Raw genomic sequence first — 15,178 nt, forward strand, 5'->3', positions numbered from 1 at the left:
AGAAAGGGCGCCGTCGCGCTCGCCGCATTACTCGCCGCCGTCTCGCTCCTGGGGGCAGCTGGACCCGCCCACGCGACCACCGGCACTGCTGCCGAGAGGCCTGCGGCGAGCTCGACACTCTCGACGGACCACAAGTCCGTCCCCTCGGGCACGATTTCACCGCAGCTGACCGAGACGACGGACGCCGGACGATTGGCCGCACCGAGCAAGTCCGCCCCTGGCAAATCCGCACCGAGCAAGTCCGCCCCTGGCAAGGCAGGCCCGCAAGGCGCGGAGAAACCGGCTGCCAAGTCCTCCGCACGGACGAAGGCGTTGCGGGCCGAAGCTGCGGTACGAGCGGCCGACCTGGCACTCCCCGCCAACACTGACGCCTCCGACTGTGGTGGCCCGCTGACGTTCGACACGGTGCACGCCTGCGAGTCGATCACGGATGACGGCAGCGACACCTACACCCTCACCACATCCGTCGACCACGACCTCCTGACGATTCAACTCACCCAGTCCGAGGAAGTCTCCGTCACCGGACAGCTCACCGGCCCGAACGGGGCTGTTCTCGACTGCTCGATCATGGGATGGGCGGGCCCCGCGAGTTGCAGGACGGACGCGGCGGGTGCGTACACCCTCGTCGTCACCGACTCCTACGGCACCGGCGGCTACACCCTGGCCGTCTCCTCACTGAACTCCTCACCGTGTACCGGTGTCACCGAGGCTGACCTGGCCTTCGGCGCCGCGCCGCTGTCCGGTTCGATTGCCGCGGGTGGCGCCTCGTCCTGCTACGCCGTCGACGGCGGCGCCGCCGACAGCGGCGACCTGCTGCGGATGGGTGGCCTGTCCTACGAGTTGCAGGCCACCTTCTACGACTCGACAAGCACCGCGGTCTGCGTCGTCGGGCAGTACGGCGACACCTGCAGGCTGTCGGGCACCGGCCCGTACCGGATGGTCCTGCGGGACACCTACGCGCAGGCCGCCTCGTACAACGTGACCATGTACCGGGTGTCACGTCCGGCAGGCTGTACGACCCTCGCGGCGGCGCCCTTCGGCGACCCGGGTGAGGCAGTGGCTTCTGGGTCGGTACCGGTCGATGGCGTGCAGTGCCGCACCGTGACGCTTCCCGACGGGCCCACGAGGGTCTCGCTCAAGGGCGGGAACTCGACCAGCGGCAACACGTCCTGGACGCTCTACGACGCGCAGGGGGAGCAGGTCTGCGCCGCCGCCGACGACGCGACGTGCGACACCCTGCCCGGGGCCGGCACCTACACCCTTCTGCTGGAGAACTCTTCGGACTTCGACCCGGCCGACTACTCGGTGGCCCTCGTTCCCTTGACCGGCAGCAGTGGCTGCGCCGCGACCGTGGGGACGGCCTACGACCTGCCGCTGCTGCACGGAACGCTGAGCTCAGCCGTCCAGACGGACTGCCGGCCGTTCGTCGGGACGGCCGGCGACCGTATCGACCTCACCACGAGCACCGACGTCCACGGGGACATCACCACCACGATCGTCGGCCCGTCAGGCACCGAGAGCTGCTCACGCGACACCGGTGACGGCCCTGGCCAGGACGGCTGCGTGCTGATCGGTAGCGGCCCCTACCGGGCGATCACCCACAGCGCGTACGACTTCACCGGCACGTACACCACGCGCATCGGCCGGCTGTCGCAGCCCGCAGGCTGCACGACACTGGTTCCGCAGGTCTACGGCAGTGCGCCGACCGCCTCTCCCAACCCCTGCTGGCTGCTTCAGGTGCCCGGGGCAGGCACCTACGACGTAGGCGGGACGCAGGTGTACCGACAGGACGGCACTCGGTTCTGTGCGAGTGGCTCCTCCACTTGCTCGTTCCCGGCAGCCGGCACGTACGCCCTGGTCTTCAGGCCGAGTCACCTCGAGGACACCCCGTTCACCCCGGTCTTCATCTCCCCCGCGCAGACTCAGGGGTGCGCGCCCGCGTCCGACACCGGCTTCGAGACCGGCCCGCACGTGGTGGATCTGACCAACTTGGGCCAACGCGACTGTCTGCTGCTGCCCACCGCGTCCGGCAACGGCCTCTACCTCGCGTCGACGCCGTCCGACAGCGGCGTGGACGCGGAGACGACGGTCTATGACAGCAAGGGCGTTCAGCAGTGCCGGAACGAGTACGCCTTCAGTGTCTGCAAGCTGACCGGCACCGCACCCTTCCACCTGGTGCTGACGGCGCCGGCCACCGGCACCTACCGGCTGACCGTCCAGCGCACCGGTGACACCACCGGCTGCGCCGCGTGGCCGCAGTCCGCGTTCGGTGGCTCCCACGGCGCCCGGGTGCAACTGACAGAGGCTCGGCAGACCGCCTGCTTGGCTCTCCCCGCGAGCGGCCATGCCACTGCGGAGATGTTCGACTTCACCAACAGCACCAATCGGCTCAACGCCTCGCTGCGGGTCTACGACGCGGCCGGCAGTCAGGTGTGCGCCACCTCTGGCTCCACCGCCACCACGTGCAAGTTCACGGCTGGTGTGAGCTACACGGCCGTCCTGGTCGGAACCGGCGTTGCGGACACCTACGACCTCGTGCGCCGCGACGTGTCGTCCACGGCGAAGTGCGCTGCTCCCGCATCGCTGACTGTGGGCGGCCCGTCCACAGGGTGGACCTTCGATTCCGCTCTGGACTCCCGCTGCCTGCGCATCGGTGCGGAGGCAGCGGACAAGCTGTGGTTCTCCGTGCGAACCCCCGCCGCTTCGGCGGGCAGCGGCGCGGAACTCCTGGTGGTCGATGCGTCCGGCGCGATCGTGTGCCGGCAGCACGGCGTCGCGTGCCGTGTCACCGGCTCGACGTCGTACGTGGTCGTCGTCCTGGCCTCGGGCTACTCGGGTACGCCGATCAACGCACGCGTGGACAGTTGGCGGATGGGCGACGAGTCCGGCTGGGCATCGCAGTGCACGTCCAACTCCCTTTCGCCCGAGGGTTTTCCACTGCGTAGTGGGACCCTCACGGAGACCTCGACGGCCTACTGCGGGGTGATGCAGGTCAGGCCGGGGCAGTCCTTCCACGTGTACGGGACGGACAACGGATCGACCACTGCCACACCGGTGGTGAACATGTTCAGCGGTGCGAACTGGAACGGCTCCGCCATCGACTACGCCTACCAGTGCGGCAACACCAACGCCGGAGATTTCAAGTTCTCCTGCTCGGTCAGCGGCAGCGCCTCGGCAGCCCAGGTGGTCTTCGTCCTCAGCCCCTCCGCGTCCACGACGCCCGTCGAGTACGCCATGCAGGGTGTCTGCAGCAGCCGGTGCGCGTCACCGCCCAAGGCCGCGGACCTCACCTCGTTGACGCCCGCCTCCGGGCCGGCCGAGACAGAGAACCAGGTCGTGGTCCACGGCACCTTCCTGAACCTCGGCACCGAGGTGGACCTGGCCCGGGACGGATCCGTGGTCAGCGGCTACAGCGCGCGCCCTGTCTCTGTCAGCGACGACGGCACATCCCTGACGGTGCTGCTGAGCACCCACGGGCTCACACCGGGGAAGTACGACGTGGTACTCGACCGCACCGGTTACTCGGCCGGCACCCGCTCCCCTGGCTATCTGCCCGAGGGGTACACCGTGACCGCGGCTGTCCCTGCGGACTGATCTCCTCCTGGCTGTGATCGGATCCTGCCCGCGTCGGCGTCGGCGTCGACGTCGGCGTCGGGCGGGGACCCGACTGGGTAGGTCTGACGGTTGCGCATGTAGCCCACGAGAGGCGCAGGAAGGAACGCCGAAGGGCCCCACCGCAAGCGGTGGGGCCCTTCGACGTATTGCCCGGTGAGAGCAATGGCGGAGGATACGAGATTCGAACTCGTGAGGGGTTGCCCCCAACACGCTTTCCAAGCGTGCGCCCTAGGCCACTAGGCGAATCCTCCGCGGCAAACAATACAAGACGTTGGAGGGTGCTCGCGAACACGTTGCCGGGAGATCGTTCCGGGCCGCCCTCCGGGAGGGGTGAGGGCGGGGAGCGGGTGGACGACAGGGGGCGGGGATCGGCTAAGGTGGGCGTCAGCCCCTCACGTGGCGCTATCTGACTGAACTCCCCCAGGGCCGGAAGGCAGCAAGGGTAGGTTGGCTCTGGCGGGTGCGTGGGGGGCCCTTGCGTGTCCGGGGTGTGGTGTCCGCCGGGCGCCCGGTCCGGGGCGGGGCCGGTTGTCGGTCCGCCCCGATAACCTCGTATGTGTGTCGTCCCTTGCGCTGTACCGCCGCTATCGCCCCGAGTCCTTCGCCGAGGTCATCGGTCAGGAGCATGTCACTGACCCGTTGCAGCAGGCCCTGCGGAACAACCGGGTCAATCACGCGTATCTGTTCAGCGGGCCGCGCGGCTGTGGAAAGACGACCAGTGCGCGCATCCTCGCCCGCTGTCTGAACTGCGAGCAGGGCCCCACGCCGACCCCCTGCGGGGAGTGCCAGTCCTGCCGTGACCTCGCGCGCAACGGGCCGGGCTCGATCGATGTCATCGAGATCGACGCCGCATCTCACGGTGGCGTGGACGATGCCCGTGACCTGCGGGAAAAGGCGTTCTTCGGACCCGCGTCGAGTCGGTACAAGATCTACATCATCGACGAGGCCCACATGGTCACCCCGGCCGGGTTCAACGCCCTGCTGAAGGTGGTCGAGGAGCCGCCGGAGCATCTCAAGTTCATCTTCGCGACCACCGAGCCCGAGAAGGTCATCGGCACGATCAGGTCGCGTACGCACCACTACCCCTTCCGGCTGGTTCCGCCCGGGACGCTGCGCGGTTACCTCGCCGAGGTGTGCGACAAGGAGAACAGCTCGGTGGAGGACGGTGTGCTGCCGCTCGTGGTGCGCGCCGGTGCCGGGTCCGTGCGTGACTCGATGTCCGTCATGGACCAGCTGCTGGCCTCCGCCGCCGACGACGGTGTGACATACGCCATGGCGACCTCGCTCCTCGGTTATACGGACGGCTCACTGCTGGACTCGATCGTGGACGCTTTCGCCGCGGGCGACGGGGCGGCTGCGTTCGAGGTCGTGGACCAGGTGATCGAGGGCGGTAACGACCCCCGGCGCTTCGTGGCCGACCTGCTGGAGCGCCTGCGTGACCTGGTGATTCTGGCCGCCGTTCCGGACGCCGGGGACAAGGGACTCATCGACGCGCCCGCCGATGTGGTCGAGCGGATGCAGGCTCAGGCGTCCGTCTTCGGCGCCGCGGAGCTGAGCCGCGCCGCCGACCTGGTCAACGAGGGGCTGACCGAGATGCGCGGGGCGACGTCGCCCCGGCTCCAGGTGGAGCTGATCTGCGCCCGGGTGCTGCTGCCGGGAGCCTTCGACGACGAGCGTTCGCTCCAGGCCCGGCTGGACCGGCTGGAGCGCGGCGCCTCCTTCGCGGCGGCCGGTCCCGGCCCCGCCGTGGGGTACGTACCGGGGCCGGAGGCCCATGGGGCCGGTGTCGGGATGCCCGCCGGAGGCGGCGGAGGTCCCGCTGCGGCCCGTGCGGCGGCCCGGGGCGAGGCCCCGGGCGGTGCTCCCGCCGACGTTCCGAGGGCCGCGCCCGCGGTCGCTGAGGCCGCGGCCCCACCGGTCGTCCAGCACCCGCCCGCAGCACCGCAGGAAGCGCCGCCTGCCCAGCAGCCGGCGGACCCGGCGCCCGCCGGTCAGCGCCCCGGCGCCTGGCCCGCGGCTGCCGGAGCCGGCAGCGGTGCGGGCGGTGCGGAAGCGGCTCGGCGTCCCGGTGGCTGGCCGACGGCCTCCGCTCCCGGCGGCGGCGTGCCGCAGGCCCAGGCGCCCGCTCCGGCGCAGACCCCGCACACCCCGCCTCCTGCCCCCGTCGCGCAGGCGCCCGCGCCTGGCGGTCAGGGCATGGCCCAGGGAGCCGCCCAGGTGCGGAACATGTGGCCGGACATCCTCGAGGCCGTGAAGAACCGCCGCCGTTTCACCTGGATCCTGCTCAGCCAGAACGCCCAGGTCACCGGTTTCGACGGCAGTACCCTGCAGATCGGCTTCCTCAACGCCGGTGCCCGTGACACCTTCTCCAGCAGCGGCAGCGAAGAGGTGCTCAAGCAGGCCCTCGCCGAGCAGTTCAACGCCAAGTGGCGGGTCGAATCGGTCGTGGACCCGTCGGGCGGTGGCGGCCAGCCCCCGCAGACCGGCGGTGGCGGCAGGCCTCCGGCCGCCCCGTACCAGCCCCCGCCCGCGCCCCCGGCCCAGTCGTACGAGCCCCGGCCCGCCGCCCCGGCGCCTCAGGCTCCGCCGCCCGCCCAGCAGCCCCCGGCGCAGCAGTCCGGGCGGCCGGAGCAGTCCTCGTACGACCACGGGGCGCCCGAGCCGCCGAGACCGGTCGCGCCCGAGGACGACACCGCCGAGGCGGACGATCCGGACCTGGTGGACTCCGCGCTCTCAGGACACGACCTGATCGTCCGCGAACTGGGCGCCACGGTCGTCGAGGAATTCACCAACGAGTAGCGGACTCCCCGGCCGGACCGGTGAGGTGCCCCGGGCCGGCGCGGTGTGGAGCTGCCCCCGGAGGCCCGAGCCGCCCGCCGACCGTCCCGGCCCGGTCTCGCCGTCCCGGCCGCCCGGCCGCCGGCCCCGCACCGCCCGCCAGGCCCGCCCCGCGCCGTCCATCGGCTGTCCACGGAGCGGCGGCCGTCGAGGCCTCCAGCCCCCGGCGGCTAGGCTGCACCCCGTGAAGGTCCTCGTCATCGGCGGCGGCGCCCGCGAACACGCCCTGTGCCGCTCTCTCTCCCTCGACCCCGATGTCACCGCTCTGTACTGCGCGCCCGGCAACGCCGGAATCGCAGAGGTGGCCGAACTGCACCCGGTCGACGCACTCGACGGTGAAGCCGTCGCGCGCCTCGCCAACGAGCTGGGCGCCGAGCTGGTGGTCGTCGGCCCGGAGGCACCGCTTGTCGCCGGTGTCGCCGACGCCGTGCGCGCCGCCGGCATCCCCTGCTTCGGCCCCTCGCGCGAGGCGGCCCAGCTGGAGGGCTCCAAGGCGTTCGCCAAGGACGTCATGGCCGGTGCCAACGTCCCGACAGCCCGGAGCTACGTCTGCACGACGCCTGCGGAGATCGACGAGGCCCTGGACGCCTTCGGCGCTCCGTACGTCGTGAAGGACGACGGTCTCGCGGCCGGCAAGGGCGTCGTCGTCACGGACGACATCGAGGCCGCGCGTGCCCACGCCCTGGCATGCGACCGCGTGGTCATCGAGGAGTTCCTCGACGGCCCCGAGGTGAGCCTCTTCGCGATCACCGACGGCACCACGGTGCTCCCCCTCCAGCCCGCCCAGGACTTCAAGCGCGCCCTCGACGGCGACGAGGGCCCGAACACGGGTGGCATGGGCGCCTACTCCCCGCTCCCGTGGGCCGACCCGAAGCTCGTGGACGAGGTCATGCAGACCGTTCTGCAGCCGACCGTCGACGAGCTCCGCCGTCGCGGCACCCCGTTCTCCGGGCTGCTGTACGCGGGCCTCGCGATCACCTCGCGTGGCGTACGGGTCATCGAGTTCAACGCCCGCTTCGGTGACCCGGAGACGCAGGTGGTCCTCGCCCGGCTGAAGACGCCGCTCGCCGGCATCCTGCTCGGTTCGGCCAACGGCACCCTGGACGTCGTGCCCGAGCTGAACTGGCGTGACGACGCGGCCGTCACCGTGGTCATCGCCTCGCACAACTACCCGGGCACGCCCCGTACCGGAGACCCGATCGAGGGCCTCGCGGATGTGGTGGCGCAGGATGCACCGCACGCGTTCGTCCTGCACGCCGGGACGCGGCAGGACGGCGACGCGGTCGTCAGCGCCGGTGGGCGCGTGCTCTCCGTCACGGCGACCGGCAAGGACCTCACACAGGCCCGGGAGCGCGCCTACACGGCGGTCGGCCGTATCCGGCTCGACGGGTCCCAGCACCGTACGGACATCGCCCGCAAGGCCGCCGAAGAGGCCTGAGACACCTTCCGCCCTGTGCCCGGCCCTCCACGGAGGCGCCGGGCACAGCCGTGTCCCGCGCCTCCGTGGTCGCGTACAGGCAGGTGAGGCTCTTCCGGGCCTCGCTGCGAAGCCCGGGTCCGCGCGTCCGGGGGAGGCGCCGGTGCCGCCGAACGACTGGGCCCCGGTACTGCCGAACGACTGGGCGCCGGTACGTCAGCAGCTTTGCCCAAAGCCATTCCATCGGGTGACGACTCGCCCATCCGGATGACGCCCGCCGAGGCCCCAACTAGGGTGCGGCGCAGGCATTCGGGCACTTGGCCCACCGGCATTGCGATGTCGGTGACGGGTGCCACAGTGGGGGAGTGACCAACACCGTCGCGGGGGCAGAGGGGGTGACGTCCAGTCGTGTCCGGTACCGGTTCGGTTGAGGAGCTGGGTGCGCACGCAGCGCGGTCCGGAGCCGTGGCCCTGCTGCGGATCCGCAGCAGGGCCACGGCCCTGGCGATCCTGCCTGCGGGCGCGGCCGTCGTGCTGCTCGTCGCCGTCGCCCAAGGACGCATCGGTCCGGGTGTGTGGTCCACGGTCAGCTGGGCGGTGACGGGCTGCGCCGTCGTGATCCTGCTGCTCGCCGCGGCGGTCGCCGCCGCGGTGGCGCGGGCGAGGCCCGCCGTCAGCCCGACCGTGCCACTCACCGAGACCTCGGCTCCCGACCTCTACCGGCTGGTCCACGACCTGGCCGACCGGCTCGACGTCCCGGCGCCGTCGGCCATAGCGCTGACCCCGGACTGCGACAGCTGGCTCGAGGACCGCACGCACCCCGCCGCCCAGCCGAGGGCGAAGGACCTCAAGGGGCTGACCGGTCCCCGGCGGGGCCGCCGGGTACAGGCGGCGCCCGTGCTGGTGATCGGCTCCCCCTTCCTGTGGTGGATGAGGGTCGCCGAGCTGCGGGCGGTGCTCGCCCCGGTGGTCGCGGGCACCGGGCCGGCCGCGCACCCCGACATAGCCGCCGCCCGCCGATTCGTCCGGGGCCTGGACGCCGCGGTCGCCGACGCCGCTGTGCCCGCCAAGGGGTTCGTACGCGGGATTCCCGCAGCCTTCGTGGGCTGGATCGCCAGGGCGCTGCTGCGCGGCTGCCGCGGTCATGCGGCCGAGATGGAGCGCGGCGTCGCCGCCGCCGCGTCGGGGCGCGCCCAGGACGTGGACTACGGGCTGCGGATCGCCGCCCAGGAGCAGGTCGGCCTGGCCTACGCCGGATGGGACCGCCTGCTGACGAGGGTCGCGCTGCCCGCCTGGCGGATGGGGCGCTGGCCTTCCCGGCTCGACGCCGGTGTCGTCTCCGCGCTCACGGAGCTCTCCAGGCGTGACCGGCTGGCCGAGGGCTTCACCTCGCGGCTGGGGGAGCGCCCCGCCTGCGACCTGATCGAGGAGCCCGGGGCAGCCGACGAGGCGGCCTCGCTGCTTGCCGCGCGGCTCTTCCACGGAGGCCCGGCGGAGACCGGACCAGGCTGGTCCCCGGTCGACTGGCAGCAGTATCCGGAAGAGGTCGTGGACCGGAAGTGGCGTACGGAGGCCGCACGCCTGCACCGGGTGCTCGACGCCATGGGAGTGGCCACCAGCGTCTCCGTGGGCATGCCGGAGCCGTCGGCCGCGGACGGCCCCGCGGTGCCCACGCTGGCCCGCGTGATCGACCACCTCGCAACGCCGGGCGCCGACAGCGAGACGCTCGCGGCCGGGATCGGCGCCGCCCTGGCCCACGACGAGGAGAAGGCGACTCCGCGGCCCCGGACCGGCGGTAGCGGCGCCCCGGCGTCCGGTGCGCCGGCCGGTGCGGGCACCGACCCACTCGACCTCTGGGGGCCCGTGCCGCTCCCGCTCTTCCCCCTCCAGCCGCCACGTACGGGCACGGAGCTGCTCGCCGACCACGTCGTGGCGATGGTCTGCTGCGCCGCCGTCGACACGGCGGGGGCCGCACCCGGGCTCGACTGGCTCGACGGCCCCGCGCTGCTGGTCGACGGCGGACGCAGATCGGACCTCGGCGCACCCGTGCTCAGCCTCGTCGAGGACGGGGACGCGGAGCCGCTGCGCTCCTGGCTCACCGAGGTGGGAGTGCGCACCGACAAACCCGTACGCCTGGGCTGAGAGGTGCGCCTGGGTCGCCGGCGACCCGAGTTGCACGGTCGTCCGTCCACTTGGATGGCGAAATATCCTGTATGTCGGCTCAATACGCGGAAGATCGTGCTTCGTGCCCATCAATTCGCGACGAACGGTGACGGAGTGCGTGCGTAATGTGATGTGCTGGGGTTGTGTCGGCATTCGGCGCGACAGACATGTCGGGGGACGAGGGAGGGGCGCGGGATGGGGGCGGAGCAGATCCGGCGATGGGAATCGGGTGCCCTCGCGCACGCAGTGAGCGACCCCTTCGGGCAGGGCCCGCTGCCCTGGCTGCGCGGCAGCGAGAACTACTTCGACGACACCGGCCAGGTGGTCCCCTGGTACGCCGACCCCGACCTCGGCCGCGGTGGGGCCGGCGGCGGCACGCGTACGGCTGACGACGTGCATCAGCAGATCAAGGGGTTCGTCTCCCCCGGGGCCGCGGCACCGGGCGAAGCGATCGACTTCCACATCACCGTGGACCCGCCCCAGCAGTTCTACGTCGACGTCTACCGCATCGGGCACTACGCGGGCGACGGCGCGGCCAAGATCACCACCAGCCCGCGCCTCTCCGGCATCGTCCAGCCGGCACCGCTGGCCGCCGAGCGGACGGTCTCCTGCCATCACTGGTGGCTGTCCTGGCGGCTGCAGATCCCCAGCTACTGGACGGTCGGTGCCTACGTCGCCGTGCTCACCACGGCCGACGGCCACCGCTCGCACGTCCCCTTCACGGTCCGCGACGACCATCCGGCGGACCTGCTCCTCCTGCTTCCCGACGTCACGTGGCAGGCCTACAACCTCTATCCGGAGGACGGCCGTACGGGCGCGAGTCTCTACCACGCCTGGGACGAGCAGGGCCGGCTGCTTGGCGAGGAGGACGCCGCCGTCACCATCTCCTTCGACCGTCCTTACGCGGGAGCGGGCCTGCCCCTCCACGTCGGCCACGCCTACGACTTCATCCGCTGGGCCGAGCGCTACGGCTACGACCTCGCGTACGCCGACGCCCGCGACCTGCACGCCGGCCGGGTCGACCCGAGCCGCTACCGGGGTCTGGTCTTCCCCGGCCACGACGAGTACTGGTCGTCGCCGATGCGCCGCACCACCGAACTCGCCCGGGACACCGGCACCTCGCTCGTCTTCCTGTCGGCCAACACCATGTACTGGCAGGTCGGCCTCGGCCCGTCCCCCTCCGGCGTCCCCGATCGCCTGCTCACCTGCCGCAAGCGCCGCGGCCCGGGCAAGTCCGCGCTCTGGCGCGAGATCGACCGCCCCGAGCAGCAGCTGCTCGGTATCCAGTACGCGGGCCGGGTCCCCGATCCTCACCCGCTGGTCGTACGGAACGCCGGCCACTGGCTCTGGGAAGCCACCGGCGCGGCCGAGGGTGACGAGATCGGCGGGCTGGTCGCCGGCGAGGCCGACCGCTACTTCCCGCGTACGGCGCTGCCCGAGCACGAGAGCCGCATGCTGCTCGCGCATTCTCCGTACGCGGACGGCGACGGCGCCACCCGGCACCAGGAGACCTCGCTGTACCGGGCCCCTTCGGGTGCGCTCGTCTTCGCGTCGGGCACCTTCGCCTGGTCCCCCGCCCTGGACCGGCCCGGCCACACCGACTCCCGTGTCCAGCGCGCCACGGCCAATCTCCTCGACCGGATCTGCAAGCGGGACTGAGAAGCGGAATCCGGCACCCGGCCGGATCCGCACGAGTGGCCGGCAAGCGGAATCCGGCACCGGGCGACGCGACGGGCCCCGGCAGCGGCCCGGCCGCCGTGCCGCCCTGTCCACGGGGCGACCCCTGGCGCCGTGTGCCTTCCGCATGCGGGACAATCGGAACGACTCCTGGATCAACCTACGCGGAGGCAGCGTGTCCGGTTTCGTAGAAAAGCCCGAGCCCGTGCAGGTGCCGGGGCTCACCCACCTGCACACCGGCAAGGTGCGCGACCTGTACCGGAACGAGGCGGGTGACCTCGTGATGGTCGCCAGCGACCGTATCTCCGCGTACGACTGGGTCCTGCCCACCGAGATCCCGGACAAGGGCCGTGTGCTCACCCAGCTGTCGCTGTGGTGGTTCGACCAGCTCGCCGATCTCGTCCCCAACCACGTGCTGTCGACCGAGCTCCCCGCAGGGGCGCCCGCCGACTGGGCGGGCCGGACCCTGGTCTGCCGCTCGCTGCGGATGGTCCAGGTGGAGTGCGTGGCGCGCGGCTATCTGACGGGCTCCGGCCTGACCGAGTACGACGCGAACCGTACGGTCTGCGGGCTGGGTCTGCCCGAGGGTCTCGTCGACGGCTCCGAACTCCCGGCGCCCATCTTCACCCCGGCGACGAAGGCCGCGGTCGGCGATCACGACGAGAACGTCTCGTACGAGGAGGTCGCCCGCGAGGTCGGCCCCGAGACGGCGGCCGTGCTACGCCGTACGACGCTAGACGTCTACGGCCGAGCCCGGGACATCGCCCGTGAGCGCGGGATCATCCTCGCCGACACGAAGTTCGAGTTCGGCTTCGCTCCCACCGCGGACGGCGGCGAGGAGCTGATCCTGGCGGACGAGGTGCTGACACCCGACTCCTCGCGCTTCTGGCCGGCCGAGTCCTGGGAGCCCGGGAAGGCGCAGCCGTCGTACGACAAGCAGTTCGTGCGCGACTGGCTGACCTCACCGGCCTCCGGCTGGGACCGCCACAGCGAGCAGCCGCCCCCGGCGCTCCCGCAGGAGATCGTCGACGCCACCCGGGCCAAGTACCTGGACGCGTACGAGCTCCTGACGGGCCTGAGCTGGCCGGCCCGGGGGATGTGACGGCAGAAGGCCCCGGTCATGGTGACCGGGGCCTTCTTGTGTGGAGCGAACGACGAGGTTCGAACTCGCGACCTCAACCTTGGCAAGGTTGCGCTCTACCAGCTGAGCTACGTTCGCATGCGCCGCAGCGCGCTGCCTACTATACCCAACCTCTCTCGCGTGCGAGACGCACTGCCGCGTGACGGTTCTCCGCTCCGATCTTGGAGACGGCCGCCGACAGGTAGTTGCGCACCGTGCCCTGCGAGAGCGAAGCCCGCTCCGCGATCTCCGCGACCGGCGCCCCGTCCGCCGCCAGTTCGAGCACCTCGGCCTCCCGGGCGGTGAGGGGGGAGTCCCCGGCCGAGATCGCGTCGGCCGCCAACTCCGGGTCCACATAGCGGTTTCCCGCGTGCACGGTACGGATGATCTCGGCCAGCCTGCGTGCGCTGACCGTCTTGGGCACGAAGGCCCGGACGCCTGCCTCCAGCGCCCGTTTGAGATTCCCCGGCCTACCGTGACTCGTCACGATCATGGTGCGGCAGCCGGGCAGCCCGGACCGCAGTGATGTGGCGACCTTCACACCGTCCGCCCCCGGCATCTCCAGGTCCAGGACGGCCACATCGGGCCGGTGTGCCATGGCCATCGCGAGCGCCTCCGGTCCGGTCGCCGCCTCGGCCACCAGGACGATGTCGTCCTCCAGCGCGAGGAGCGCGGCCAGCGCGCCCCGGATCAGGTGCTCGTCGTCGGCGAGCAGGACTCGGACGGCGTCCGGAGCGTGGGTCATCTCTTCTCCAGCGGGGAGGGCGGGGTGTCAGGGGACGAGGGCAGGGGGACAGCCGCGGTCAGGTGGAACAGGCCGTCGCCGGTCGGCCCCGCCTCCAGCGACCCGCCGACCGCGGCCAGCCGCTCCCGGAGCCCGGGGAGCCCTGAACCACCACCGGAGACGACGCCCTTGTCCGCTGTCACGCCGTCGTTCTCCACCACCAGCCGGACCCCGTCCCGCCCGGTCTCCAGCCGGATGTCACACCGCTGGGGGTCGCCGTGCCGCAGGACGTTGGTGGCCGCCTCGCGTACGGCCCACCCGAGGGCCGACTGCACCGGGGCGGGAAGCCTCCCGCCGTCGCCATGGACGGCACACTCGATTCCGGCGGCCCGCAAAACTCCCTGGGCTCCCAGGAGTTCCGTGCCGAGGTCGGCCTTCCGGTATCCCCGTACGACGTCGCGGACCTCCTGCTGGGACGCACGTGCGATCCGCTGCACCTCGACCATCTGGTCCAGCGCCGTGGGCTTTCCGCGCTGGGCCAGCTCGACCGCGAGTTCGCTCTTCAGCGCGATCACCGCCAGGTTCCGGCCCAGGACGTCGTGCATGTCCCGCCCGAAGCGCAGTCGTTCCTCCACGACCGCCAGCCGGGTCTCCATGTCCTGGGCGTCGCGGAGCTTCGACATCACGTCCAGGGACCAGGCGGACAGCCGGACGGTGACCGAGGTCAGAGCGCTCCCGAAGACCACTCCGATGAGCGTGGAGAGTACGAACGAACCCTGCCCGCCGGCCAGCGCGACCCCGCCGCCCACGCCGGCCGCGGTGAACACCTGGAGCAGAGCGCCCGTCCACACGGGCACCACGAGGACCAGCGAGGTCATGAACGGCACGACCGCCGCGCCGAGGGCGAGCACCAGCTCGGGGAACCGTTCGACGCCGGTGTACGCGCCGAGCACCAGGAGCCCCGACACGTCGGCGAGGAACAGGACTGCTCCGAGCGCGATCAGCCGCCGGTCCGCGACCGGCCCGCCCAGGTAGCTGTCCAGTGCGCGGGCGACCAGATGTTTCCCGCAGACGCCCTGCCCCACCGCCGCCAGCACCGTCCCGGCGATCAGCGCGGCGGGAGCGCCGGAATCCCGCACGGGCCGCGTCACCGACAGCAGCACCTGGGACACGATCGTCATCCACACCAGGGAGTGCAGGGTGCCGCGCGTATAGAGATCGATCTTGTCGAAGCCGCTGCGGCCCTTCCAGCTCCGCACCTGCGTCCGTACCCACACAGCCCGCATCCCCCTCGGCCCCGTCGGGGCTCAGCCACACGGATCCCGTCCGGACCACCGCCGAACCAGCAAACACCGCGAGTCCCGTATAGGCCAGTGCCGTCATTCCCGGCCTGAACGCCCGGATCGCACCGAACGCACCGCACCCGCCGCACCGTCCACCCGGCCGGGCCGCCACGCCGTCCACCCGGGTTGTCCTTCCGGCGCCCTCGGTGCCGAGCAGGGTGAAGGGCTCACCACGTGCCACGGAGGACGAGATCCCGCTCACCGCCTCGAAGCTCCCGCGGAAGGCCCAGGCGCTTCGCGACCTCTGATCACCGCACCCGGGGCCCCGGTTTCGGTCGGGG

8 protein-coding genes, 2 tRNA genes and 1 other RNA gene are annotated in these 15,178 nt (G+C 71.8%); 7 read left to right on the forward strand and 4 right to left on the reverse strand.

The features are described 5' to 3' along the window. Positions 1–312: 312 nt before the first annotated feature. Positions 313–3,594: a hypothetical protein gene (locus HED23_RS00855; protein WP_203181549.1), complete on the forward strand. Its 3,282-nt coding sequence runs from the start codon at positions 313–315 to the stop codon at positions 3,592–3,594. A 184-nt stretch (positions 3,595–3,778) separates the two neighbouring features. On the opposite strand, the gene HED23_RS00860 is transcribed toward HED23_RS00855, so the two are convergent. Continuing rightward, positions 3,779–3,866 (reverse strand) — tRNA-Ser (locus HED23_RS00860). A 132-nt stretch (positions 3,867–3,998) separates the two neighbouring features. On the opposite strand from HED23_RS00860, the gene ffs reads away from it, so the two are divergent. From ffs to HED23_RS00890, 6 genes are all read left to right on the forward strand, one after another. Further along, positions 3,999–4,095, forward strand: an RNA gene (gene ffs, locus HED23_RS00865) — signal recognition particle sRNA small type. Positions 4,096–4,173: 78 nt separating this feature from the next. Beyond that, the gene (locus HED23_RS00870) at positions 4,174–6,414 is read left to right on the forward strand and encodes a DNA polymerase III subunit gamma and tau (protein ID WP_203181550.1); all 2,241 of its coding nucleotides are present in this window, start codon (positions 4,174–4,176) and stop codon (positions 6,412–6,414) included. 223 nt (positions 6,415–6,637) lie between these two features. Further along, positions 6,638–7,891 carry a phosphoribosylamine--glycine ligase gene (purD, locus tag HED23_RS00875; protein WP_203181551.1) on the forward strand — a complete coding sequence of 418 codons (1,254 nt, stop codon included), beginning with the start codon at positions 6,638–6,640 and terminating at the stop codon, positions 7,889–7,891. Positions 7,892–8,278: 387 nt separating this feature from the next. After that, positions 8,279–10,012, forward strand: a complete 1,734-nt coding sequence (locus HED23_RS00880; protein ID WP_203181552.1) for a hypothetical protein — start codon at positions 8,279–8,281, stop codon at positions 10,010–10,012. 216 nt (positions 10,013–10,228) lie between these two features. Beyond that, on the forward strand, positions 10,229–11,692 hold the full coding sequence (locus tag HED23_RS00885) for a N,N-dimethylformamidase beta subunit family domain-containing protein (RefSeq protein WP_203181553.1): 1,464 nt from the start codon (positions 10,229–10,231) through the stop codon (positions 11,690–11,692). A 193-nt stretch (positions 11,693–11,885) separates the two neighbouring features. Further along, positions 11,886–12,812: a phosphoribosylaminoimidazolesuccinocarboxamide synthase gene (locus tag HED23_RS00890; RefSeq protein WP_203181554.1), complete on the forward strand. Its 927-nt coding sequence runs from the start codon at positions 11,886–11,888 to the stop codon at positions 12,810–12,812. A gap of 41 nt (positions 12,813–12,853) precedes the next feature. Here HED23_RS00890 and HED23_RS00895 read toward each other — a convergent pair. The 3 genes from HED23_RS00895 to HED23_RS00905 form a co-directional block, all read right to left on the reverse strand. After that, positions 12,854–12,929 (reverse strand) — tRNA-Gly (locus HED23_RS00895). 22 nt (positions 12,930–12,951) lie between these two features. Further along, a complete protein-coding gene (locus HED23_RS00900) occupies positions 12,952–13,575 on the reverse strand; it encodes a response regulator transcription factor (RefSeq protein WP_203181555.1) in 624 nt (207 codons plus the stop codon). Further along, complete coding sequence (locus tag HED23_RS00905) at positions 13,572–14,840, reverse strand: sensor histidine kinase (RefSeq protein WP_420803011.1); 1,269 nt, start codon at positions 14,838–14,840, stop codon at positions 13,572–13,574. Before HED23_RS00905 ends, HED23_RS00900 begins: the two co-directional genes overlap by 4 nt. Positions 14,841–15,178: the final 338 nt, after the last annotated feature.

It is taken from the genome of Streptomyces pratensis, from assembly GCF_016804005.1.
Lineage (GTDB): Bacteria > Actinomycetota > Actinomycetes > Streptomycetales > Streptomycetaceae > Streptomyces > Streptomyces pratensis_A.